Here is a 23,728-nt window from a genome sequence, read left to right as displayed (position 1 = left end):
ACACTGCTCCACTTAAATGCGTTCCATCTTCGGTAGCCATACGCGAATCAGTGAGAACAGGCGGTCCAGGTCAATCGGCTTGGCCAGGTAATCGTTTGAGCCTGCTGCCAGGCAACGTTCCTGATCGTCCTTCATGGCCTTGGCCGTCACGGCAATGATTGGCAGTTTTTTCCAGCGTGGGTCCTGGCGGATCAAGGCAGTGGCCTCGTAACCGTCCATCTCCGGCATCATCACATCCATCAGCACCAGGTCGATATCGTCCACTTCATTGAGCTTGTCGATGGCTTCCTGGCCGTTACGCCCGATCACCACCACAGCGCCTTTGTGCTCCAGGGCGCTGGTCAGGGCGAAGATATTGCGTACGTCGTCGTCCACCAGCAGGATCTTGCGCCCCTCGAAGACCTTATCGCGGCTGCGGGCAGTCTTGAGCATCTTCTGGCGGTCATGGGACAACTGGGATTCGACTTTGTGCAGAAACAGCGTGACTTCATCCAGCAGACGCTCGGGCGAGCGCGCCCCCTTGATGATGATCGAGCGTGAATACTTGCGCAGTTCGGCCTCTTCATCCCGGGTCAGGTTACGCCCGGTGTAGACGATTACTGGCGGGAACGAGCAGATGTCCTCGGTGGCCATGCGCTTGAGCAGCTCGTTGCCGAGCATGTCCGGCAGCTTGAGGTCGATGATCATGCAGTCGTAGATGGTGGTGCGCAGCAGGTCGAGGGCTTCCTGGGCAAAGCCTACGGCGGTGATCTCGATGTCATCGTCACCGATCAGGCGGGCAATGCTGTCGCGCTGCAGGTCATCGTCTTCGACCAGCAGGATGCGTTTGACCTTCTGGGTCAATTTGGCTTCCAGGCGCGCAAACACGTCCTTGAGCTCTTCGCGGGTAGTGGGCTTGACGGCATAACCGATGGCGCCCATGTGCATGGCGGCTTCGACGCGATCTTCCACGGAAATCACATGCACGGGGATATGGCGCGTGTTGGCGTGTTCCTTGAGGCGTTGCAGCACGGTCAGCCCGGAATGGTCTGGCAGGCGCATGTCCAGCAGGATCGCGTCGGGGATGTACTGCTCGGCAAGGCTATAGCCCTCGTCGGCACCGTGGGCGACCAGGCAGTGGTAACCCAGTTCGTGAGCGAGGTCGAACAGGATTCGCGCAAAATTCGGCTCGTCTTCCACCACCAGGATGCAGCGGGTGCTGAACGGTGCTTTTTCTCGGTCGTCGGCAAAGCGTGGGATCAGCTTGGCGTCGGCCACCGGCAATGGCGACACCTTGACGGGCGCCGGTGCCGGCGCGACCACCACTTGACGCGGTGGCTCGATCGGCGCTGCGTCCTCGTCGCGTTCGACATACTGTTCAGGCAGTACAAGCGTGAAAATACTGCCTTTGCCCGGTTCGCTGGTCACACTGATATAGCCGCCCAGCAAGGTGGCCAGGTCACGGGAAATCGACAAGCCCAGGCCAGTACCGCCGTAACGGCGATTGGTGGTTCCGTCGGCCTGGCGGAAGGCTTCGAAGATGCTTTCCTGCTGATCCGGGGCGATACCTATGCCGGAATCGCGCACGGTAAAGGCAATGCCCTCCCCCGGCGCGCGTGACACCGACAGGCTGACCTCGCCCTGTTCGGTGAACTTGATGGCGTTGGACAACAGGTTCTTGAGGATCTGCTCCAGGCGTTGGCGATCAGTAAACAGCAGGGTTGGCGAGCCTTGCTGCACGTCCACCTGGAAGCCCAGTTTGCGGTCCATTGCCAGCGGCTCGAACATGCCGCGCAGGCCATCCACCAGGCGTTCGACGCTAGCGTTTTCCGGGCGCACTTCCAGCTTGCCGGCTTCGACCTTGGAAATATCCAGGATGTCGTTGATCAGGTTGAGCAAGTCATTGCCGGCTGAATAGATCGATTCGGCAAACTTGACCTGCTCGGCGCTGAGGTTTTCCTGGGGGTTATCTGCCAGCAGTTTGGCCAGGATCAGCGAGCTGTTCAGCGGTGTGCGCAGCTCGTGAGACATGTTGGCCAGGAATTCGGACTTGTACTTGCTGGAACGCTGCAGCTCATCGGCGCGGTCTTCCAGCTCCAGTTGGGCCTGGTTCAGCTCGATGTTCTTGCGGTCCATGGCGTCGCGCTGTTCGGCCAGGGTCTGGGTCTGTTCGGCGAGTTGCTCGTTGGTCTGCTCCAGCTCAGCCTGCTGGGTTTCCAGGTGGGCCTGGGATTCCTTGAGGATGCGCGACTGTTCTTCCAGCTCTTCGTTGGCGGTCTTGAGCTCTTCCTGTTGCACTTGCAGTTCTTCGTTGAGCTGCTGGGTCTCGGCCAGCACTTCCTGCAAGCGCTGGCGATAGCGCGCGGCTTCGATGGAGGTGCCGATATTGCCGGCAATCAGCTCCAGCAGCTCGATATCACGCTCATCCAGCGGGCGCAGGAAACCCAGCTCGACCACACCGTTGACGCGGTCGTCATCGCTGGTGGGCACCACCAACACACTACGGGTCGCGCCCTCGCCCAGTCCCGAGCTGACCTTGAAGTAATCCACCGGCACATCGTCAAGGCGAATCAGGCGATCGCGCTGGGCGGCCTGCCCGACGATGCCTTCGTCGTTGTAGATCGACTGTTCCTGTTGTTCCTGCTCGCGGGAGAAGCCATACGTGGCCACACGCTTGAGGCCGCCGTGTTCTTCGCGCACGTACAGCGCCGCGACGGCCGAGCCCATGTACTGGGCGAAGAACTGCAGGATATTGCGTCCCAGCATGTTCAGGGTCAGCTGGCCCAGCACTTGCTCGGCCAGCTCGGTCTGGCCATTGCGCAGCCAGGCGGTTTGCTCCAGGCGCCGTGCAATCTTCTGTTGTGACGCGAGGTTTGCGCTGTAACTCTTTGAAAGTGAAATTAAATTCTTCCTGCCGATGTAGGCCAGAAAACCACTCAGCCCCAGTACAAACGCCAGGTACAACGTGACACTGATCACCGTCGTGCGGGTAACCTCTGCGTTACGGGTGATACGGAACTGTTGTTCCATCGCCACCGCGTCCTCATATTCCTTGCGAATTTCATCGGTGAGCCGCTTGCCCCGGCCCGCCTTGACCGCGCCCCGGTAATCACCGCTGTTGCGCTGCAGCTCAATCATCGACTGTGCGTAGTTGTTCCATTCGGTTTGCAAGGTTTCCAAGCGCTTGAGTCGGTCGACCTGCTGCGGGTTGTCGGCCACAAGATCCTGCAAATTGCGCAGGTCGGCAATGATCCGCGGCTTGGCCACTTCGTACGGATCAAGGAAGTGCTCGTCACCGGTGATCAGGAACCCGCGCATACCCGTTTCCAGGTCAACCGTCAGTTTGGACGTCTCATTGAGGTTGTTAATGACGCGGTCGGTGTGCTCCACCCACTGGATCACCGAGAGCAAATAGGTAATCAGGCAGACGAAAAACACCGCGCTGAGCACGCCCACGCCCAAGGGCAGGGCCACGTTACGGCTCAGCAAGGTACGAAAGCTTTTTTCATCGACGGACGACGCGGGTGTCATGGGCATGCCTTGGCCAAATGCGGGAAAACCGCAAGTTTGCCCGAATAACGTCGCTCAACGCTATGTTTGTGCGTTGATTGGCAGCGGATGCGGTCTAGCTCATGGCGCCTGCACCTTGGTGAGTCAGCACGCAAGCGGACGGGACTTTTTGCGCCGCTAAGGTCACAATGCCAGCAATTGCTTCGGAACTTGCTGGCATTGTTATTACTCACAATCTAGTTGCCTTTAAGCCCAGCGCTCTCACTGTTCAGGAAAGTCCACTATGTCTCACACCTCCACCATCCTTGTAGTCGAAGACGACGCCATCGTGCGCATGCTGATCGTCGATGTCCTCGAAGAGTTGGAGTTCACGGTGCTCGAAGCCGCGGATGCTGGGGAAGCACTGGCGCAGGTGCAAAATACCGACCAGATCATCGACCTGATGATGACCGACGTTGGCCTGCCCGACATGGACGGCAAACAACTGGCAACCAAGGTCCGCGAACTGCGCGCTACCCTGCCTATCCTGTTTGCCAGCGGCTATGCCGAAAACATTGATGTGCCCGACGGCATGCAGGTGATTGGCAAGCCGTTTTCGATCGATCAGTTGCGTGACAAAGTCAAATCCATGCTCTAACGCCCCTTCCCCATGGTCCTTTGCAGAGATTAACGTGACGACCGGCCAATAAAACAGGAAACTCAGCGCCTTCACGCCACGCTCTCAGATAGCACTCAGGAAGGACGCAACAACATGATTGGAAAACCGACGCGCCTGCTGTTGGCGAGCCTCTCGATACTCATGAGCTCCGGCGCCTGGGCTGACTTCACCGCAAGCCCCAGCGAAGCCAGGGCCATTGCCAAGGAAGCCTACTTGTACGGCTTCCCGGTGGTGCAGATGTACAAGACGCTCTACACCCAGGCCGTTGATAAAGGCGGTGCCCACTTCAAGGCGCCGTTCAACCGTATCGAAAACAGCGCCCAGGTGCTCACCCCCAAGGACAACGCAGTTACCACCCCGAACGTCGACACGCCCTACTCGTTCGTGTGGATGGACTTGCGCAAAGAGCCGCTGGTGCTGACCCTGCCCAAGATTGAAGACAACCGCTATTACTCGGTGCAGTTGATCGACCTCTATACGCAAAATTTCGCCTACCTGGGCACCCGCAGTACCGGCAATAACGGCGGCCACTACATGATCGCCGGGCCAGACTGGAAAGGTCAGCAGCCGGTGGACATCGACCGTGTGGTCTACAGCGAAAGCAACATCGCCTACGCCCTTTACCGCACTCAACTGTTTGACGACAAAGACCTGAGCAAGGTCAAGCAGATCCAGAGCGGCTACAAGGTGCAGGCGCTGAGCAGTTATGTGAAGCAACCCGCCCCCGCCAACGTGCCGAAGATCCAATGGCCCAAGCCGATGGCGACGATGACCGAAGGCCCGCAGCTGTTTCGCTACCTGAACTTCATGCTGGCCTTCGCCGCGCCCCAGGACAATGAAAAAGACCTGCTGGCGCGCTTTGCCAGGATCGGTATTGCGCCGGGCGCGCCGTTCAAAGTCAACCAGTTGACCGCCGAGCAGCGCAAGGCTCTGGAAGACGGCATCGCCGATGGCCGCGCAGAATTCGCCGCGTTCAAGAAGGCCAAGGTCGACACCCACCAAGTAACCGGCGCAGACCTGTACGGCAGCCGCGATCACCTGCAAAACAACTACCTGTACCGCTACGCCGGTGCCGAGCTGGGGATGTTCGGCAACTCCAGTGATGAAGCCGCGCACTTGAGCTACGTCATTGACAGCGAGGGCAAGCCGGCCAATGGTGCACGCCACAGCTACACCGTGCATTTTGCCAAGGATCAGTTGCCGCCGGCTGATGCGTTCTGGTCGCTGACGATGTATGACGCAAAGACCAAATTGCTGGTGCCGAATCACAAGAAGCGCTACCTGATCAACTCGCAGATGCTGCCCACCCTCAAGCTCGATGCCGATGGTGGCTTGACCCTGGCGCTGCAGCACCACGAACCTCCCAAGGCTGAGCAGAGCAACTGGTTGCCGGCCCCACCCGGCCCGTTTTACGCGGTCTTGCGCATTTACCTGCCCAAGCCTGAAGTTGGCAGCGGCCAGTGGAAGCTACCAGCGTTGACGCCGCTTAAATAAGCTCGGCGAATAAAAAAAGCGCGACGGGCGATGACCCGCCGCGCTTTTTTTTGACTCAGTGTTTTTTCAGTTTCACGTAGGACTGGTGCAGGTCCGACGCCCAACCGTCGATAACGCTTTTCACATCGTCGGCCTTCATCACTTGGGAGTCATTAGCCAGCGGCTTGCCGGTGCCTTTGCGCACCACTTGGGCCAGCACTTTATGAGTGGCGCCATCGATGAACTGCGCCTCGGTGCCCAGGGTGGTTTCCTGGTCGCGAATGCCGGTGCCCGTGCTCACTGCCGCAGCCACCAGGGCGACGGGAATAAACTCATATGGCTTGAGACTCTCGGTCTTGCTGCTCACGGCGGTAATCGCCGCTCTCACAACAATTACCCCTGGGCCTGGGGCATTGGCCACGGGCAGTGACTGACCCAGCTCGCGCTTGAGCGCCTGGTTGTAATAGTCATTGATGCCCCGCAACGTGCTCTCGGGAATTCGGGAAGTGGCCTGGGGCTTGGGGTAAAACTGGGTAGGCTCGATGTAGACCGCGGTGTAGCGGCTCAGGTCCAGCTGTGGATCAACCCAGCGCATCACCTCAGCCCCCGACGGTGACTTGGCTTCCTTGAGCTGGCTGTAGTTGGAAAGGAACCCTGAATATTCATTCGGTTGCACCACTTTGCTGGCGCAACCAACCAAACCGAGCGAGGCGACGCACACTGTGCCGATTATTAGCCTTAGCTTCATTAGTGAACTCCCTGGCGACCATCATCGTAAGAATGAGCTATAGGTATAGCCAATACTTGGGCAGCACACCTGATTTCGCTCGGCGCCAGCCAGTACATGCGTTAAACATTCAGGTCAGAAGCGGAAATCGGAATCCGCGATTCGCCCATATATGTTCACCATGAAGTCTTCTTTTTTGTCGCCATCGAAATCGAAACGCAAAAAGGTGAGATTATGGCTGCGATAATATTCGTGGGTGAAGGTGAGTCGAGGGTGGGCTGCGCGCAGGGCTGAAATATCCAATTTATCCTTGCCGCTGACGAAATCCATTATTACGGTGTTTGCGAAGCTGGCAGATGAGTCGTTCGCGCCGATAACGAAGGTATTTTTACCCGGCCCGCCTGTCAGCCGGTTAAAACCCGAGTTCGCCTTGACATAAAGAATGTCATCGCCCTCGCCGCCCTCCAGTTCGTTACCGACGTCATTGCCAATTAAAATGTCATTGCCCGCACCGCCAATAGCCCGTTCGATGGTGACGCCATTGGCGATCGAAACGTTGCCTAGGCCTCCCCCAACATTAGAGAAGCTGCCCGATTTCAAGTTGAGAACCTGATCTTGCCTGAAGGCGGAGAAATCGAAGGTGTCATTACCATCGGCGTCCCACACGCAAAACACCGGCAAGTCGTCGCTCGACTGCAGTTTGAATACGTCACGATCAGCATTGGAGTTAAAGCCATACGTCGTATCCCCGGTCCGCGTTTGGAGGTTCGCACCAAATTTATCTTGCGTGACTGCAATATCATCCATCATCAGCGCACTTGAATACTGAGTCTTATCACCATGGAACTTATTAAAGCGATGGTCTGAGCGGGTTTCCAGAAAAGGACTCCTTACCGTGTAAGCCGACGTATTTTCCGCGTAGTTGCTTCTCGATACTGCAGACGCTGGGTCAGGAAGACCTAATTTAAAGGCCACAGCCTTTGCAATGATGTGACGCCCAAAACTATTGGGTTTTACCAGCTCATCGGCATGGCGCTGGTTCAGCGATACCTGCACCTTGCCGGGCTCGTCATCGGACACGGGCGTATACCAGGGGGCCTGCCACTTGAAGCTACCGCCATCAACCTTGATCTGCATATGATGGGATTGTGCATTGACAGACTCTTTGAACCGAATATTTGCAGTATCGCTGAAATTATTCAGGGTCTCACGGATCACGCCTTTTTGTGCTTCTGTGAACTGGCTGGTCGTGCCCCCCGTTTCGGGACGATTGGCGAACTCATACGTCACCTCCGCAGGGTCCCTGGAACCCAGTGAACCGGCAAATCCGGCTGCACCTTTTGACCCTTTTAATACTTGGTCCATGGACAATGAAACTTGGCGATGTTTAATCTTATCGCCGCGGTCGTCAGCATGAGCAATTTCAACGACAGTCCTGTGTGCAACGCTGGTGGCGCATGCTCTTGCCAACGCAATGTTCGGATCAATATTCATGAGGTAGTCCTATGGGAACTTGGCATTTGTCTACTCGCCTGACGGCAGGCCGGCGACCTGCGTATCAGTGGTATTCCTACGCAAAACAGTTCCAAAAACTCACTTGGCAGCCGACGCCTATCTACCTCATGCTCCGCGACCCAGCGGTGGGAGCGTGGCCTCGGCCCTGGGCGCATCGAACGAAGGATGCTCTGATAGAAGGCGCTGCCACTGCATCCGAAACCAGGGCGTGAATGGCGCTCGGGGCTCTGCAAGCTGGGCCGTTATTTCGGCGCGGGTCAGCCACTTGATATCGCTGACTTCCTCTGGGACGGGCGAGACCTCAGCGTCAGATTGAGCAACCAGCACATGACAGAGTTCATGCTCGGCGCCGATCGAGCCAAACAAAGCATGATACTCAAAGTAATAGAGAGCTCGACACGAAGCCCAGACGCCTAGCTCTTCACGCAGACGACGAGAGGCGGCATCCAGAATAGTCTCTCCAGGTGCCGGATGACTGCAGCAGGCATTCGACCAGAAACCTGCCCAGAGCATTTTATCCGCCGCCCGACGCTGAAGCAGATGACGCCCACGGCTGTCAATCAAGTGCACTGAAAAAGCGCGATGAAGCTGCCCAGCTCCCAGGTGAGCATCGCGTTTATCGCACACGCCAATCTGTACATCCTGTGCGTCGACTAACACTACCTCGTGGATCATGCTGGATCTCCTTTTGTGCAATGAGGCGCGCACGCCACACAGTATCGAGCTAAAGAATTTGTCCCCAGGCACTGACCAAGGTCAACGCGGCGTCGGTGAACGCTGGATCGGCACGCAGCATGACCATGGCATCCAGCTCTGCCTGGGTGAGTAACCCAAGTTCCAACAATGCAGGCCCTGCCTGCGCGGTGGTTGCCGCCCAGAAGGCATCTGCCGGGCTGTTGTCGCCGATTCGGCCTTCGAGGGTGCGATGCCCCACGTTGACAAGCCCCCGGTCACGTAGCCGATCAGGCAGTCGATCGGCCCAGAACATGTCAGACCCGATGGACTGCTCCAACAGTGTGATTCCGGCCTGGGCGACTTTGCGCAACAACGGGTTCGTCGTTCTGAGGCTCGGTTGCAGGCTCACATCTTCGATCACCAACCAGCCTCCGGGACGTAACCAAGTGGCGGCTCGCGTCACTATCTCCTCGCGGTCAGTGAGGTGGCACAGCAACGCCCGGGCGTGCACCACGTCAAACGATGCGGCAGGAAAATCATCGGTCGTGACATTGTGGGTCATCACCTTGATGCCGGGGATATCGACCAGGAAGCGGGTATCGATATCCGTGGCGGTAACCGTTGCGTCGGGATATCGCTGGCTCAACCAGCCGGCGAGCGATCCGGCACCGGCGCCCAGATCAAGGATGGCGGGCGCGTCCGGCAGATCCAATCGTTCAAAAACCTTATGGCTTAACGGGTCAAAGGCGCGCTCCAGGGTTTGCAACCTCGCCAATTGGCCTGCGTGTTGGTCCGCGAGATAGCTGCGGGTGTAGCCGGGTTGCTCGGTGGAAACAGATGTGGTCAAAGCACGACCTCCAATTGATCAGGGCAGCGATTGAGAAACCCGCGCTCTTCGGGCTTGAACCCCGGAGCCCAGCGCAGGTTGGGAAAGGTCTGCAGCAGCATGCGCGCACCGATCGTGATCTCCATCCGGGCGAGCATGGAGCCCAGGCAGAAGTGGCGCCCCGCTCCGAAAGCGAAATGGCTGGTCGCCTGTTCGGCGCGCAACATATTGAAGGTGTCCGGGTCGCTGAACCGGGCCGGATCACGGTTGGCTGAACCGATCAGGCAGGCCAGGGTTGCGCCACCCGGAATTGTTCCCGAGGGCAGTTGCAGCGGTTCAGTCGCCTCCCGCAGCACAAGTTGCAATGGCGGGTTGCGTCGCAGGGTTTCAGTGAGGGCGTTGTCCATCAGTGCTGGATCAGCGATCACCGCCTCTTTCACGCCAGGTTCGCTCAACAGGTTGACAATCAGATTCGCCAGGGCGCCGTGACTGGTCTCGCTGCCTGCCGTCATCAGGATCGCGCAATAGGACCGTACAAAGGACTCGGACAACGGCTGGTCGTCAATGCGTGCCGCCAGGAGTTGTGAAATCAAGTCGTCCTTGGGTTCTATACGCCGAGCGTCGATGTAGGGCTGGATAAAGTGGTAAAAACTGTCTCGGTTGGATAACCCGCCAGTCAACAGTGCTGGGTCCTGACGATAGTTGCCCATGTACGCGAAGCCGATGGCACACCAACGCTTGAGCCGCTCCACCTCCTCTCGTGTGTGTGCCGGGAGGCCCAATGCATGAGCCATCACTCGCACCGGCAGCGCAGCGGTGAAATCGGCAATCAGGTCGACCTGAGGCCGGCCCTGCATACGCGCCAGCAAGTCTGCGGTCACTGCGGTGACAGACGCTTCGAGCGCCACCAGCGCCTTGCTGCGAAACGACGGGGTGAGCAATGCTCGGTGCTGGGCGTGTTCGCAGCCGTCCATGGTCACAATGGTGTGCCCCAGCAGCGGCCCAATCTGCCAGGTGTAGTTGCGATTGCTTGCCCCTGGGTGGGTCAGCGCGGCTTTGACATCCACATAGCGACTGACCAGCCACACATCGGTGGGCTCGTCGTACGCGATCGGAAGTGTGGTGCGTAAACGCTCATACAAGGGGTACGGGTCGATTTCGAACTGGCGGGACTTGAGGGTCGGCGGAGTCAGCGCCAGGTCCACTTGTCGGCTGTGCTGTACCGCGCAGCCATCGGCCTGTAGGTGATAGCGCGAAACGCTGCGATGCCAGTCCCCCGCCGCCCGGACAACCTGACGCAACCGGTCCGGATCGGTCGCAGCGCACGGCGGGTAATGGGCATGCTCGGTAGCGGCTGCCGTGAATTGAGCAACTGCCGTGTTGATCATCTGATGGGCTGCTTCTATCGCGCCAGGCCAGTCCAGGCCGGCGGTGTGCGCGAGTATTGACACCAGATTGAAGCGCTCGCCACACACCACATCTTTGGCAACCGAGTGGATATCGTTCGTCCACGCAATGATATCGGCAGCGTGCTTACGCAACCTGCTCCATGTTTCCACCTGCGCAGGATGCTCGTGCGGGTCCAGGGCTTCGGCACCATCGATCAGATCAAAAAAGAACAGGGCGCCGAAGGAATCCCGGCGCAACGGCAGATACTCAGCCAGGGCGAGCGCCGTATCGGTTTCTCGCATGCGTACCTGCGCCGCCTGCGCGCGCAGATGCTGGATTAAGTGCCCCGCCAGCCTCTGCCGCCAAGGCCCGCTGCCCCAACGCTGGGTCTCGGGCCACAAGTCATCGACCAGAACAGCCAGCATCGGGTCCTCGAACCGGTCGCGTTCACCTGACGGCACAGCATCGCCGCTGTCGGTCAACGCCTGCACGGCGGCGATGAAATGCTCCAGCGCGCCGTTTTCCGCCCAGGGTCCGTCATCAATACGGTCATCCAGCGTAAGCGCCCACAGGTACCAGCACACCAGAGTCTGCGCTCGGTGCGTGGGCGCCCGCCCGCACAATGCTATTCCCAGGTCGAGCAGTGCCGTGGTGGTCAACCGATGCGCGCCACGCCTGCCGATCAAACCGTATCGCTGCGCCCAAGCAAGCGCATGCGCACGCAGCCGTTCAGTGTCGGCACGCGGCGGTGCAACGGCGAAAGGTAGCTGGATATCGGGAATCGTGAGCGGCGCCGGTGACGAATGACTGTTGTGGCGGGTATCGGTGTCGCCTTCACAGTGTTGCGGTGCCATGAAACGCTCCTCTGGAATCAAACTTTCAGTAGGGCTGACCTTATTTGAAATCAAAAACTCTGGATGTGAGAGGTATCCGAAGGTCACTCGGCAATGGCGGTCTTTCGGCGTAGGGGAAAACGGAGCGTCGCCATCATGAGCGCTCAGGGGCTGCTCGGTCGTTCGTGCTGATTAGATATGGGGTTTTCAGCAAAATATACTGTCATTTCTCACAGGTATGGACGAGTCGCTCAGCACCGGACGATGACCGATCACCCACGTTGCTTGAACTGCTCCGGTGAATGGGTCGGCAACTGCGTATGACTCATCAGCCTCGAGTGGGTAAGGTGAAGGCTCATCCTTTTTCAGGAGCACCCTATGCGCACCATCGGCCTTATCGGCGGCATGAGCTGGGAGTCCAGCGCCGAGTATTACCGCCTTATAAACCAGCGCGTGCGCGACCGTCTTGGCCCGCTGCGCTCGGCGCAAGTGTTGATGTACAGCGTAGATTTCGGCCCGGTGGAACAGGCTCAGCATGCCGGGCGTTGGGACGATGCCGCGCTGATCCTGGAAGATGCCGCACGGCGCTTGCAGGCCGGGGGCGCTGATTGTGTGGTGCTGTGTACCAACACCATGCACTTGGTGGCACCGCGTATTGAGGCGGCGGTATCGATCCCCTTCCTGCATATTGCTGATGCCACGGCGGCGGCGGCTCTGGAGGCCGGGACCCTGACGGTAGGCTTGCTGGGTACCGCATTCACCATGGAGCAGGACTTCCTCAAGTCCCGCCTTGCCGCCCAGGGGCTTACCGTGCTGGTGCCAGACGCGGATGAACGCCAGGAGGTGCACCGAATCATCTATGAAGAACTGTGCGTGGGCATCATCAGTGACGCGTCACGCCAGGTGTATCAGCGGGTGATCCAGGCACTCGCTGCACAAGGCGCCCAGGCGATCATCCTCGGCTGTACGGAAATCTGCTTGCTGATCCAGCCCGAACACAGCGCCCTGCCGCTGCTGGACACCACCGCGTTGCATGCGCAGGCCGCAGTGGGGTTTGCCTTAGAGGCTTAGGTGTCTACACAACTTTGTGGTCCTTGCCTGAACGGGTATGTACTCGGTCTGATCCAACATCCTGGCGGGCGGTCAGCCCGCTCCCACAGGGGATCTGTACCAGACGCTGATTCTGTGGGTAATGCATGACCCGTGTGGGAGCTGGCTTGCCTGCGATAGCGGTGGTTCAGTTGTAGATTCAGTGACTGACACTCCGCCTTCGCGCGCTTGCCCTAATGCCAGTCAGTTAAGAGCTAGAGCAGACAACCAGTGACTTGTGGCGAGGGAGCTTGCTCCCGCTGGACTGCGTAGCAGTCCCATTTTTGGGGCCGCTTCGCGCCCCAGCGGGAGCAAGCTCCCTCGCCACAGTTACCGATTCTGTATTAACTGACTGGCATTGGGGCAAGCCAGCTCCCACGGTTTTACAGGATCAAGCCGACGTGCGCAGGCGCGCCATGCTCAGGGTGTCGACAAACATACCGTCGCGCAGGGCGTAATCGCGCAGCCGCCCTTCCACTTCGAAGCCGAACTTGCGGTACAGGTTGTGCGCAGGCTCGTTGTCCGCGTAAACAGTCAGCTCCACACGGTGCAGGTTCATCCAGTTGTCAGCCACCTCCAGCGCGGCCGCCAACAGCCGCGAACCGACACCCTTGCCCTGCCAGGCGGGCGCCACGCCCATACCCAACGAGCCAACGTGGCTCTGGCGTACACGCAGATATTGCTCAAGCCCCAGTTGGCCAATCACCTCACCGCCCTGCACCGCCACCAGTTGCAGGCGCCGCTCGTTATCCATCACCAGGCGCTTGCGCCACATCTCAACAGACTGAAAAGGCATTTGCAGCACCTGACGACAAACAGCCGGTTCGTTGTAGAGCGCGGCGACGCCCTCCAGGTGGGCCTCGGTAAAACGCTGGATCACGATAGACGGTTCAGGTGGGTGCATTGCATTTCATCCTTTGAAAGACAAGTGGCGGGCCAGTGTAGAGGCTAAGCGCCTGGCTGACGAGCCGGGAGTTTTCCCACTGGCCGACCAGCACCATCCTGCATCTGAACGATGGCGATCCATATGCGCAGCGCCGATACTCTGCCCAGGCCCTGCCCCGTCAACCCGACGCTTCGGCCTTCACCCTGTGACGAGAACAACAAAAAAAGTCCCACAGAGGAACACCCATGAGCCGTTTTGATCACTCGGGCCTGTTGCAGGCCTTCAGCACCCTGACCCTGGACCTGCAACGCCTGGCCCAACATCAGGACATCGAACACTTCCAGCGCCATGCCCTGGCACGCGTCAGCCAATTGCTGGCCTTCGACAGTGCCTGGTGGGGACGCTCGGCTGTCATCCACGGTCTGCCGCAAGAGCACAACAGCTACCTCTATCAGTTGCCACCCGACTACCTGGCGGACTGGCAGTCGATCCGCCATCTGGACGTTACCGTTGCACGGGTGCATGCCTCGCCTGGCGAGGCAGTAATTATCGATATGCGCGACCCCGCCAACGGCAGCGCCTTGAATTGGCTGGGGCAACGCCACGGCCTGGGTGAATTGCTGTGTGTGATCCATATCGACCCGCAAACCCACCTCAGTCACCACCTGACGCTCTACCGCCAGCCCACTGCGCCCACGTTCAACGCGCAGGATTGCCAGTTGCTCAATAACCTGATGCTGCATCTGGTGGCGGCGGTCTCGGCAAACCAGATTCGCACCTTGGTGGCCATGCGCGAAACCCTGGCCAGCCCGCGCAATCTGGCCCTGGCGGTGTGTGACCCACGGGGTGTGTTGCAATGCGCCGAGCGCGGTTTTGTCGACCTGCTGCTCAGCGAATGGCCGCAATGGCGTGGCCCCACCCTGCCGGTGTTGCTGGATGAGCGCGGGCATGACGGCAAGCGCATCCATATCCAGGCGTCACCGGTGGGCGACCAATTGCTGTTGGCCGCGCGCCTCAACCGCGCCCTGCCCCAGCTCAGCCCACGGGAAAACGACGTAGCCCAAGGGTTTGGCGAGGGCAAGACCTACAAGGAAGTGGCCCGCGACCTTGGCCTCTCACCCAACACCGTGCGTCACCATATCCGCGCCATCTACGCCAAGCTCGGCGTCAAGGACAAGGCGCGCATAGCGCACCTGGTGCACGCCCCGCCCGACTGACCCTGCCCGTTTCTCCCACGGTTTTGCCACGGTCGTTTTTTACGGTCTCGGGCTGCTGTTGCCCATTTTCCGGCCTTCTCTGACACGAGACGCTTCGCCATGACTTCCACACGCTTACGTAACCTGGCAGTGCTGTGCGCCAGCCTGTTCAGCCTCGACAGCCAGGCTGCCGACCTCAACGCCCGCGACTTTTTCGCCGCTCCACCAGGCACCCGCCTGGGTGTGCTGTACCTGCCCGCCACCCGTGCCGGCGATTTCCATGGCCCCGCCGACAGCACAGGCAAGGCTGACCTCAGGGTCAACGCCGTGGCTTACCGCCAGGTGTACTTCACCGACGCCTGCGGCACGTTGTGCACGCCGCAATTCATCCTGCCCTTTGCCGACATCAGCGCACGCCTGCCCGGCGCCAACCAGCGCAGCCGCGAGCGCGGCATGGGCGATCCACAGGTGGGCGGCACGCTGTTTTTCGTCAACGACCCGGCTTCGCGCACTTACAGCGGCTTGTTGAGCCTGATCACCGTGCCGGTGGGTGAGTACCACAGTCAAAACCCGGACGTCTCTCCCGGTGCCAATCGCTGGGGCGCCACCTTTGTCTACAACTACACCCACGGCATCGGCGAAAACTGGGTACTGGAAGCCAACCTGGAAGCCCAGCTCTATGGCCGCAATGACGATTACTTTGGCAGCGAACTCAAGCAAGCCCCGCTGTATCGCCTGCAGGCTTTTGCCTCGTATGACTTCAGCGCCGCCACTTACGGTGCACTGCGCCTGATCCAGGCCGACGGTGGCGCCCTGCGCCTCGACAACCGCCGCCTCGACGACACCCACAAGCGCTACACCCAAGTCGGCTTCGAACTCGGGCATTGGCTCGACCGGCAGAACCAACTGATGGTCAGCCTTTCGCAAAGCGTTGCGGCTTCCAATGGCTATGCCGGCACCGAAGCGCTGTTGCGCTTGGTGCATGTGTTCTGACCCCTTTCCCTGGAGCTTGAAAATGCCCATTTCCAACCCTGCGATAACGGCGCGGCTGGCAGCGATCGTGCTGTTTGCCGCCATCACCCCGACCATCCTGATGACCGCTCCCGCCGTGGCCGCGCAGTTGGCCAGCCAGTGGCAACTGAGCCCAGCGCGTATTGGCGACTTGTTTTCCGTGGAGCTGGGCGCTATGAGCCTGGCGACCTTGCCCGCCTGGTGGTGGCTCAAGCGGGTTGACTGGCGCACCGCCGCCCGGGTCGCCGCGCTGCTGTTCATGGCCGCCAACCTGCTGTCGATGCTGGTCGACACCTACGCCGGACTGCTGGTGTTGCGCGCTGCCAGCGCCCTGGCCGGCGGCTCGCTGATGATCCTCTGCCTGGCCAGTGCGGCCACCACCGCCAACCCCAGCCGGGTCTATGGTTTGTGGGTGATGGGGCAGTTGATCGTCGGTGCCCTTGGCCTGGTGGTGTTGCCTGGTTTGTTCGAACGATTTGGCTTGAATGCCTGCTACTTGATCCTGGCGGGGTTGATGGCTCTGCTGCTGCCATTGGCGCGGGCGTTTCCCGCCGGTAGCCCTGCGTTGCCCGCCAACCGCGCCCCGGTCTTGCCCGGTTCACGCTGGAAAGCCGCCCTGGGGGTTGGCGCGGTGCTGGCCTTTTACATCAGCCTGGGGGGCGTATGGACCTTTATCGGTGCCTTGGGCGCCAGTGCCGGGATTTCGGCGCAGCACGGCGGCGAAATCCTCGCCATCGCCACCGTGATGGGCATTTCCGGGGCAGCGAGCGCTTCACTGATCGGGGCCCGCTTGCCGCGTGGAGTGCTGTTGCTGCTGGGCTACCTGTTGATGGCGGCAGCGGTGCTCTTGTTGCTTGGCCAGCCCGCATTGCTGCGATTTGCCTTGGCGGCGCTGCTGTTCAAATTCACCTGGACCTTCATTCTGCCGCTGATCCTGGCCTGCCTGGCCGACCTCGATCACAGCGGCAAGCTGATGAACGCCTCCAACTTGGTCATCGGCGGCGGCCTGGCCATCGGCCCAGCGCTCGCCGGCCGCCTGATCGAGGCCAGCGGCGGGTTCAGCCTGTTGCTGCTTGGTGCAGCCGCTATCACCTTGCTGTCGCTGGTGATGATCATCGCCAGCCGTCCCCACTCCCCCACTGAACTGGAACCGGTATGAACCCAACCACCGCATTTTTCTTCGACGAAATTAGCCTGTGGCACAGCGCCGGCGCCCACGCGCTGACCCTGCCCGTGGGCGGCTGGGTGCAGCCGCCGGCCGGCAGCGGGCATGCCGAGTCACCGGAGACCAAGCGCCGCTTGAAAAGCCTGTTGGATGTCTCCGGGCTGAGCCGCCAACTACAACTGCGCAGCGCGTCGCCAGCCAGTGAAGAGGATCTGCTGCGCGTCCACAGCCGTGCCTATCTGCAGCGTTTCAAGGCCCTGAGCGATGCTGGCGGCGGTGAGCTTGGCCCCCAGGCGCCGATTGGGCCGGGCAGCTACGAGATTGCGCAACTGTCCGCCGGACTGACCCTGGCCGCCGTGGACGCGGTGCTCAAGGGCCAGGCGTACAATGCCTATTCGCTGTCGCGGCCACCGGGGCATCACTGCCTGGCAGACAGCGCCATGGGCTTTTGCTTTCTCGCCAACATTGCCATTGCCATCGAGGCCGCCAAGGCCCGCAACGGACTGGGCAAAGTCGCCGTGATCGACTGGGATGTGCACCACGGCAACGGCACGCAGTCGATCTTCGAAGAACGGGCCGATGTGTTGACGATTTCCCTGCATCAGGACGGCTGCTACCCGCCTGGCTACAGCGGCGAGCAGGATCGAGGCCGCGGGGCCGGCGTGGGGGCCAACATCAATATTCCGTTGCCGCCAGGCAGTGGGCACGCCACCTATCTACACGCCATGGAACGCATCGTAGTGCCCGCGCTGGAGCGCTTCGAGCCGGAGTTGATCATCGTCGCCTGTGGTTATGACGCCAACGCCGTCGACCCGTTGGCGCGTATGCTGTTGCACAGTGAATCGTTCCGGCTGCTGACCCGCGCCCTGCGCCTGGCCGCCGAGCGTCTGTGCCAGGGCCGCCTGGTGCTGGTACATGAAGGCGGCTACAGCGAAGCCTATGTACCGTTCTGCGGCCTGGCGACCCTGGAGGAATTGAGCGGCGTGCGCACAGCGGTGCTAGACCCGATGCTTGAGTTTGTGCAGTTGCAGCAACCCAGTGCGGAGCTACAGGGGTTTCAAGAGCAGTGGGTGGAGCGGCTGGCGCGCGGGGTCAGCGAGTAGCTGCCAGGCGCCATACCCGTGCAATGTCAGAGGCCCGCTCACGCAACAGGCGCGGCGCCTCGTGACAGGCTTGCTCCAGAGACATCGGCCCCGACGGCAAGGCGAACGCTGCATCCACACCGTGGGCGTACATCTGATCGTAGCCGTCGCCCAAGGTACCCGCGATTACGACCACCGGCACGCCGTGTCGCCGGGCAATGCGCGCCACGCCAAACGGAGTTTTTCCCCGCAGCGTCTGGGCGTCGAAGCGACCTTCACCGGTGATTACCAAGTCGGCGCCACGCACCGCTTCATCGAGGCCAACCAGTTCAGCGACTACCTCGACCCCTGGGCGAAACTGGGCGGCGAGGAACGCCTTGGCGGCAAAGCCCAGTCCACCGGCGGCACCACTGCCGGGTTCGTCGCGCACATCCTTGGGCAGCACCTGAGCGCAATGGTCAGCGAAGTGCTCAAGGGCCGCGTCCAGGTGTGCCACTTGCTCGGGACTCGCGCCTTTTTGCGGGCCGAAAATCGACGAGGCACCGTGGGGGCCGCACAGGGGATTGTTGACGTCGGCGGCGATTTCAAAACGCACCTGCGCCAGGCGCGGGTCGAGTTGTTCAAGGCTGATATGGGCCAGGCGTGCCAATGCCAACCCACCCGCCGGCAGTGGCTGACGTTCGCTATCCAATAGCTGCACGCCAAGGGCCTGCATCGCCCCCGCGCCGCCATCGTTGGTAGCACTGCCACCAATCGCCAGGATGATGCGCTGCGCCCCGGCATCCAGCGCGGCGCGGATCAACTCGCCGGTGCCATAGGTGGTACTGGAACAGGCGTCGCGCTGCCCCGGCGCGACGAGTTGCAGGCCGCTGGCCTCGGCCATCTCGATCATCGCGGTATGGCTGTCGGCCAACCAGCCCCAACGTGCTTCGACGCTGTCGCCCAGCGGGCCTCGGACTGTTTGCCGACGCAATTGCCCCTTACACGCGGCGAGCACCGCATCCACCGTGCCTTCACCGCCATCGGCCATCGGGCATTGAAGCACGTGCGCATCCGGCCAGACCTCGGCCCACCCCTCGGCAATCGCCTGGGCGACGCCTGCGGCACTCAGGCTGTCTTTGAACGAGTCAGGGGCGATCACGATTTTCATGGACGTTCTCCGGTTTTTATAACGCCCATGCTGCCAGTTGGCTGGGGCAATGACGCGGGGCCGATGCACAAGTGTGGGGCGGGTTTGTTGTTCATTTCTACAATGCCCGTTGTAGGCGCGAGCTTGCTCGCGAAAGACCGGAACGCGCCGCGGTGAATCCGGCAACCTGCGTTATCGTTGACGTTTTTCGCGAGCAAGCTCGCTCCTACAGGGGGTGGGGCAGCAGTTGGACGCCCAGGTACAAGGCAAGCATCCCATCTAGCGTCAGCGGATCCACGCCGCTGAGTTCGGCTATGCGCTCCATGCGGTAGCGCAGGCTGTTGCGGTGAATGCCCAAGGCTTCGGCACACGCCTGGCTTTGCCCATCGTGCTCGCACCAACTGCGCAACGTGGCAAGCAGTTGCCCGTTGCTGTCCTTGGCCAACACTTTGCGCAACGGGTTGAGCAATTCGTCCAGGGCGTCGTCGTTGCGATGACGCCACAGCATCACCGGCAGGCGATAACGGTTGAGGGTCAACAGGCGTGATTGCGGCAGGATATCGCGGCCATAAGCAAGCAGATCACCCACCCGCCGATAGCAGCGGCGCAGTCCCGCCAAGCCCTCCGCTTGCCCGCCGATGGCCACGCGCAGGACGTTCCAACCCAGGCCGTCGAGCTTTTCCAGCAAGCGGGGGTTATCGACCTGCACCCCAGCAGGTCGGCACCACAGCAAGGAAAACTGCGCAGAGCTGACGCACCAACTGTCGGGGTAGCGGCTGGCGAGCCAGGCGCTCAGGGCCTCCGCCGTTTGGCCCGGGCCCAGTTCAAACAGGTATGGCGTGCGCGCCAGTTGTGGCTTGAGCCCCAGTTGCTGGGCTTCGTCCACCAGGCGCGGGGAGTCGCCGCTGTCGGCCAACAGCAGGGCCAGCAGATCATCGCAACGCTGGCGCCGCCATTGTTGTTCGGCTTGCTGATGGCGTTGGCTGACCAGCATTTCAGCGGTCATGCGCACCAGTTCGGCATAGGTGCGTAACCCATCCGGCTCGCCGGTGATACCCAGTACGCCAATCAGGCGCTGATCATGCAGCAGCGGCAGATTGATACCTGGTTGCACACCCTTGAGATGCTTGGCGGTCTGCCCGTCGATTTCCACCACCCGCCCATTGGCCAACACTAGCTGGGCACCTTCATGGCGGGTATTGATACGCTCCGGCTCGCCGCTGCCCAGGATCAAGCCCTGGCTGTCCATGACATTGACGTTATGGGGCAGGATTGCCATGGTGCGATCGACAATCTCCTGCGCCAGGGCATGATCCAGCTCGAACATGGGGCTAATTTCCTGAAAAAGGTTGTTCACCAGCACAGCGCAAAGATGGCTTGACTGTGCGCCGGCACAAAGACAGTTGCCCATCACGTCACCGAGACTGTCAGGGCGGTCAACGTTACCCTCGCACCGCGAAAAATCATAATAAAGAGAGAATCCCATGTCACAGAGCGCCACTGCCGCACTGGCCAGCGATGACGATAAAAACGCCATCTACAAGCGCATTACCCTGCGCCTGATCCCCTTCATTTTTATCTGCTATCTGTTCAATTACCTCGACCGGGTAAACGTTGGCTTTGCCAAGCTGCAGATGCTCGACGCGTTGAAATTCAGTGAAACCGTATACGGCCTGGGAGCCGGGATTTTCTTTATCGGCTACGTGCTATGCGGCGTGCCGAGCAACCTGGCGCTGACCCGTTTTGGCCCGCGGCGCTGGATCGCATTGATGATGATCGTGTGGGGTACGCTCTCCACATGCCTGCTGTTTGTGACCACGCCCACGCATTTCTACACCCTGCGCCTGCTCACCGGTGCCGCTGAAGCGGGCTTCTTCCCCGGCGTGGTGTTGTACCTTTCGCAGTGGTTCCCGACCTTCCGCCGTGGGCGAATCATGGCACTGTTCATGTCGGCGATCCCGGTGTCCGGTTTGCTCGGCAGCCCGTTTTCCGGCTGGATTCTGAATCACTTTGCCGCAGGCCAAGGTGGCTTGGCGGGCTGGCAGTGGATGTTCCTGCTGCAAGGCATCCCGACCGTGATCCTCGGCGCCCTCGCCTACTTCCTGCTCAGTGACAGCTTCGCCAACGCCAAGTGGCTCAAACCCCACGAGCGTGCGGTACTGGAAGCGGACCAGGCCACAGACCTGGCAAACAAGCCGAAAACCACCAGCGACTCCCTGGCCGAAGTGTTCAAGAACCCGGCGATCTGGGCATTCGGTCTGATCTACTTCTGCATCCAGAGTGGGGTGTATGCGATCAACTTCTGGCTGCCGTCGATCATCAAGAACATGGGCTTCAGCGACAACCTGGTGATTGGCTGGCTCAGCGCGATCCCGTATCTGTTGGCGGCGGTGTTCATGTTGCTGGTGGGCCGCTCTGCCGATTTGCGCAAGGAGCGCCGCTGGCATTTGGTGGTACCGATGTTGATGGGCGCCATTGGCCTGGTGATCGCCGTTAACTTCGCCACTACGCCCGCTATCGCCATTCTCGGCCTGACCATCGCCACCATGGGCGCCCTGACCGGCCTGCCGATGTTCTGGCCCGTGCCCACCGCCATGCTCAGCGCGGGTGCGGCGGCGGGTGGCTTGGCGTTGATCAACTCCATGGGGCAGATGGCGGGTTTTCTCAGCCCGTATATCGTGGGTTTTGTGAAGGATGCCACCGGGTCTACGGATGTGGCGTTGTACCTGCTGGCGGCGGTGATTGTGGGCGGCAGTGTTCTGGCATTGCGGATGACGCGCACGCTCAAGGCCTGACGCCTTCAACGTGGGAGGGATCTGCTCCCTCCCACTTGGACCATGTATTTACAACAGGCCGCCACCGTCGATATCAACCACCGCACCGGTCATAAAGCCATTTTCCATGGCCAGTACATACCCCGCCGCCACTTCTTCAGCCTGCCCCACCCGCCCAACCGGCAACCCTTGGCCCGCCTTGGCAAACATTGCCAAGCGTTGCTCTTGGCCAAGCCCTGCATAGGCCGGTGTGTCTATCACCCCAGGGCTGATCACATTGACTCGACGCGGCGCCAGTTCTTTGGCCAGTTGTTTGCCCAAGGCCTCGGTCGCAGCGTTAATGCCCGTCTTGATGAACTGCCCTGCCGCCAACTTGCGCCCCAACTGGCCCGAGGTCAGGGTGATGCTGCCCTGTTCGTGCAAAAAGGGCAGCGCGTGTTGAATGGCGCGTAGTGCGCCCCAGAGCTTCACATCGAAGTTGTCCTGGGCTTCATCCAGGTCTGTTTCAATCAAAGGCTTGGCCCGCACCGAAGGCCCCGAGGTGTAGACCAGATGGTCAAAGCGCCCCACGGTTTCGAACAGTTGCGTTAACGAGGCGCTGTCGGTGACGTCCACCGGCTCGCTGCGCAGCCCGCTGTCGGAACCTGGCGCCAAGCGGCGCCCGGCCACGATCACATGCGCGCCTCGCGCCAAGGCTGCCTGGGCCACTGCCGCGCCGATACCGCTGCTGCCGCCGATGACGATGATGGTTTTACCGCTCAGAGAAGAGGTCATGAGAAAACTACCTGGGTCAGAAAGTGAGCGTTCATCTTCCCAGCTTGGTAATCGATGAAAAATCCGGGTAAAACGACAAGATCTTTAAAGGATTTTTATCAATGAGCTCCATTCTCGACCTTGAAGTCTTCGTGCGCAGCGCGGACACCGGCAGCCTGACGGCCGCCGCCCGTGGCCTTGGCCTCACGCCGGCGGCGGCCAGCATTGCCCTCAAGCGCCTTGAAACCCGCCTCGGCATCCGCCTGCTCGCCCGCTCCACCCGCAGCATGCGCCTGACCGAAGAAGGCCGGCGTTACCTGGACAGTGTGCGGGTGGCACTGGAGGCGCTGTCGGACGGCGAGCACGCCATCAAGCAACAGGGCCAAAGCCTCAGTGGTTTATTGCAGTTGGCCGCGCCCTCGGACTTTGGTCGCAATGTGCTGCTGGGCTGGCTGGATGAGTTCAAGCTGGAGCACCCCACCATCCGTCTGCAACTGTTGCTCAACGACAGCAATGCCGACTTGTTTCGCGACACGGTCGACATCGCCTTGCGCTTTGGCGTGCCTAGAGACTCCAGCCTGGTGGCCCTGCCGGTGGTACCCGATCACCATCGCATTGCCTGCGCCAGCCCCGACTACCTGGCGCGCCACGGTACTCCGCATACGCCCGAAGATTTGGCCCACCACAGCACGCTGCGCTATATGCGCCGGGGCCAGGCCAATAGCACCTGGTATTTCCGCCAGGGGGCGTTGCTTCAAGAAGTCGAGGTGAGCGGTGACTACCTCAGCGATGACGGCGAGATTGTCCGCCGCTGGGCGTTGGCGGGGCATGGCATTGCCTATAAGGCCAACCTGGATGTGGCCCGTGATATCCAGGCTGGGCGGTTGGTACCCTTGCTACCCGACTGGCAAGGCGAACCCTCGCCGTTCAACCTGATGTGCCCGCACCGCCTGCAAGTGTCGGAACGCGTGAAAGTGCTGCACCGTTTTTTACAGGCCCGCTGCCTGACTTTGCTACGCACATGAAGAAATGCCCCCAGGGCTTGTTCCAGAGCGCTC

Annotated in this window: 19 protein-coding genes; 9 read left to right on the top strand and 10 right to left on the bottom strand. The window is 60.6% G+C overall.

From position 1 onward, the window contains the following. Positions 1 to 12 precede the first annotated feature (12 nt). Positions 13 to 3,510: a response regulator gene (locus BT204_RS09580; RefSeq protein ID WP_060773085.1), complete on the bottom strand. Its 3,498-nt coding sequence runs from the start codon at positions 3,508 to 3,510 to the stop codon at positions 13 to 15. A 262-nt stretch (positions 3,511 to 3,772) separates the two neighbouring features. Here BT204_RS09580 and BT204_RS09575 point away from each other — a divergent pair, with 262 nt between their 5' ends. Together BT204_RS09575 and BT204_RS09570 are read left to right on the top strand one after the other, a co-directional pair. Continuing rightward, positions 3,773 to 4,126: a response regulator gene (locus BT204_RS09575; RefSeq protein WP_072446616.1), complete on the top strand. Its 354-nt coding sequence runs from the start codon at positions 3,773 to 3,775 to the stop codon at positions 4,124 to 4,126. Between the two features lie 114 nt (positions 4,127 to 4,240). Next, complete coding sequence (locus tag BT204_RS09570) at positions 4,241 to 5,641, top strand: DUF1254 domain-containing protein (RefSeq protein WP_054896521.1); 1,401 nt, start codon at positions 4,241 to 4,243, stop codon at positions 5,639 to 5,641. A 55-nt stretch (positions 5,642 to 5,696) separates the two neighbouring features. On the opposite strand, the gene BT204_RS09565 is transcribed toward BT204_RS09570, so the two are convergent. From BT204_RS09565 to BT204_RS09545, 5 genes are all read right to left on the bottom strand, one after another. Next, positions 5,697 to 6,368 carry a DUF3313 domain-containing protein gene (locus tag BT204_RS09565; RefSeq protein WP_054896522.1) on the bottom strand — a complete coding sequence of 224 codons (672 nt, stop codon included), beginning with the start codon at positions 6,366 to 6,368 and terminating at the stop codon, positions 5,697 to 5,699. Between the two features lie 114 nt (positions 6,369 to 6,482). Then, the gene (locus BT204_RS09560) at positions 6,483 to 7,841 is read right to left on the bottom strand and encodes a M10 family metallopeptidase C-terminal domain-containing protein (RefSeq protein WP_072446614.1); all 1,359 of its coding nucleotides are present in this window, start codon (positions 7,839 to 7,841) and stop codon (positions 6,483 to 6,485) included. Positions 7,842 to 7,967: 126 nt separating this feature from the next. Then, positions 7,968 to 8,537 carry an isopentenyl-diphosphate Delta-isomerase gene (gene idi, locus BT204_RS09555; protein WP_054896524.1) on the bottom strand — a complete coding sequence of 190 codons (570 nt, stop codon included), beginning with the start codon at positions 8,535 to 8,537 and terminating at the stop codon, positions 7,968 to 7,970. Positions 8,538 to 8,586: 49 nt separating this feature from the next. Beyond that, positions 8,587 to 9,384, bottom strand: coding sequence for a class I SAM-dependent methyltransferase (locus BT204_RS09550; protein WP_054896525.1), 798 nt, complete (start codon positions 9,382 to 9,384; stop codon positions 8,587 to 8,589). Next, on the bottom strand, positions 9,381 to 11,606 hold the full coding sequence (locus BT204_RS09545) for a cytochrome P450 (protein ID WP_072446612.1): 2,226 nt from the start codon (positions 11,604 to 11,606) through the stop codon (positions 9,381 to 9,383). The genes BT204_RS09550 and BT204_RS09545 overlap by 4 nt, the downstream gene beginning before the upstream one ends. Positions 11,607 to 11,963: 357 nt before the next feature. Here BT204_RS09545 and BT204_RS09540 point away from each other — a divergent pair, with 357 nt between their 5' ends. Further along, positions 11,964 to 12,656 (top strand): aspartate/glutamate racemase family protein, encoded by a 693-nt coding sequence (locus tag BT204_RS09540; RefSeq protein ID WP_054896527.1) that lies wholly within the window; start codon positions 11,964 to 11,966, stop codon positions 12,654 to 12,656. Positions 12,657 to 13,065: 409 nt separating this feature from the next. Here the strand turns inward: BT204_RS09540 and BT204_RS09535 are convergent, their stop codons facing one another. After that, a complete protein-coding gene (locus BT204_RS09535; RefSeq protein ID WP_072446610.1) occupies positions 13,066 to 13,578 on the bottom strand; it encodes a GNAT family N-acetyltransferase in 513 nt (170 codons plus the stop codon). A 227-nt stretch (positions 13,579 to 13,805) separates the two neighbouring features. Here BT204_RS09535 and BT204_RS09530 point away from each other — a divergent pair, with 227 nt between their 5' ends. The 4 genes from BT204_RS09530 (at position 13,806) to BT204_RS09515 (ending at position 18,035) form a co-directional block, all read left to right on the top strand. Then, a complete protein-coding gene (locus BT204_RS09530) occupies positions 13,806 to 14,777 on the top strand; it encodes a helix-turn-helix transcriptional regulator (RefSeq protein WP_072446608.1) in 972 nt (323 codons plus the stop codon). 99 nt (positions 14,778 to 14,876) lie between these two features. Then, positions 14,877 to 15,749 (top strand): transporter, encoded by an 873-nt coding sequence (locus BT204_RS09525; RefSeq protein WP_072446606.1) that lies wholly within the window; start codon positions 14,877 to 14,879, stop codon positions 15,747 to 15,749. Positions 15,750 to 15,771: 22 nt separating this feature from the next. Further along, a complete protein-coding gene (locus BT204_RS09520) occupies positions 15,772 to 16,926 on the top strand; it encodes an MFS transporter (protein WP_072446604.1) in 1,155 nt (384 codons plus the stop codon). Next, entirely contained in the window at positions 16,923 to 18,035 is a 1,113-nt protein-coding gene (locus BT204_RS09515) for a class II histone deacetylase (protein ID WP_072446602.1), read from the top strand. The genes BT204_RS09520 and BT204_RS09515 overlap by 4 nt, the downstream gene beginning before the upstream one ends. Here the strand turns inward: BT204_RS09515 and BT204_RS09510 are convergent. Together BT204_RS09510 and BT204_RS09500 are read right to left on the bottom strand one after the other, a co-directional pair. Continuing rightward, positions 18,025 to 19,164, bottom strand: coding sequence for a glycerate kinase (locus BT204_RS09510; protein ID WP_072446600.1), 1,140 nt, complete (start codon positions 19,162 to 19,164; stop codon positions 18,025 to 18,027). The two genes, BT204_RS09515 and BT204_RS09510, sit on opposite strands and share 11 nt — an antisense overlap. Before the next feature lie 205 nt (positions 19,165 to 19,369). Beyond that, on the bottom strand, positions 19,370 to 20,470 hold the full coding sequence (locus BT204_RS09500) for a sugar diacid recognition domain-containing protein (RefSeq protein WP_072446596.1): 1,101 nt from the start codon (positions 20,468 to 20,470) through the stop codon (positions 19,370 to 19,372). 157 nt (positions 20,471 to 20,627) lie between these two features. On the opposite strand from BT204_RS09500, the gene BT204_RS09495 reads away from it, so the two are divergent. Further along, entirely contained in the window at positions 20,628 to 21,938 is a 1,311-nt protein-coding gene (locus BT204_RS09495; protein ID WP_072446594.1) for an MFS transporter, read from the top strand. Positions 21,939 to 21,986: 48 nt separating this feature from the next. On the opposite strand, the gene BT204_RS09490 is transcribed toward BT204_RS09495, so the two are convergent. Further along, the gene (locus BT204_RS09490; protein ID WP_054898443.1) at positions 21,987 to 22,691 is read right to left on the bottom strand and encodes an SDR family oxidoreductase; all 705 of its coding nucleotides are present in this window, start codon (positions 22,689 to 22,691) and stop codon (positions 21,987 to 21,989) included. 101 nt (positions 22,692 to 22,792) lie between these two features. On the opposite strand from BT204_RS09490, the gene BT204_RS09485 reads away from it, so the two are divergent. Continuing rightward, on the top strand, positions 22,793 to 23,695 hold the full coding sequence (locus BT204_RS09485; protein WP_057975870.1) for a LysR family transcriptional regulator: 903 nt from the start codon (positions 22,793 to 22,795) through the stop codon (positions 23,693 to 23,695). Positions 23,696 to 23,728: the final 33 nt, after the last annotated feature.

Source organism: Pseudomonas sp. NFPP02 (assembly GCF_900119355.1).
GTDB lineage: Bacteria > Pseudomonadota > Gammaproteobacteria > Pseudomonadales > Pseudomonadaceae > Aquipseudomonas > Aquipseudomonas paracarnis.
The sequence above is the reverse complement of the archived record's forward strand: the minus strand, read 5'-3'. Positions and strand labels throughout refer to the sequence as shown.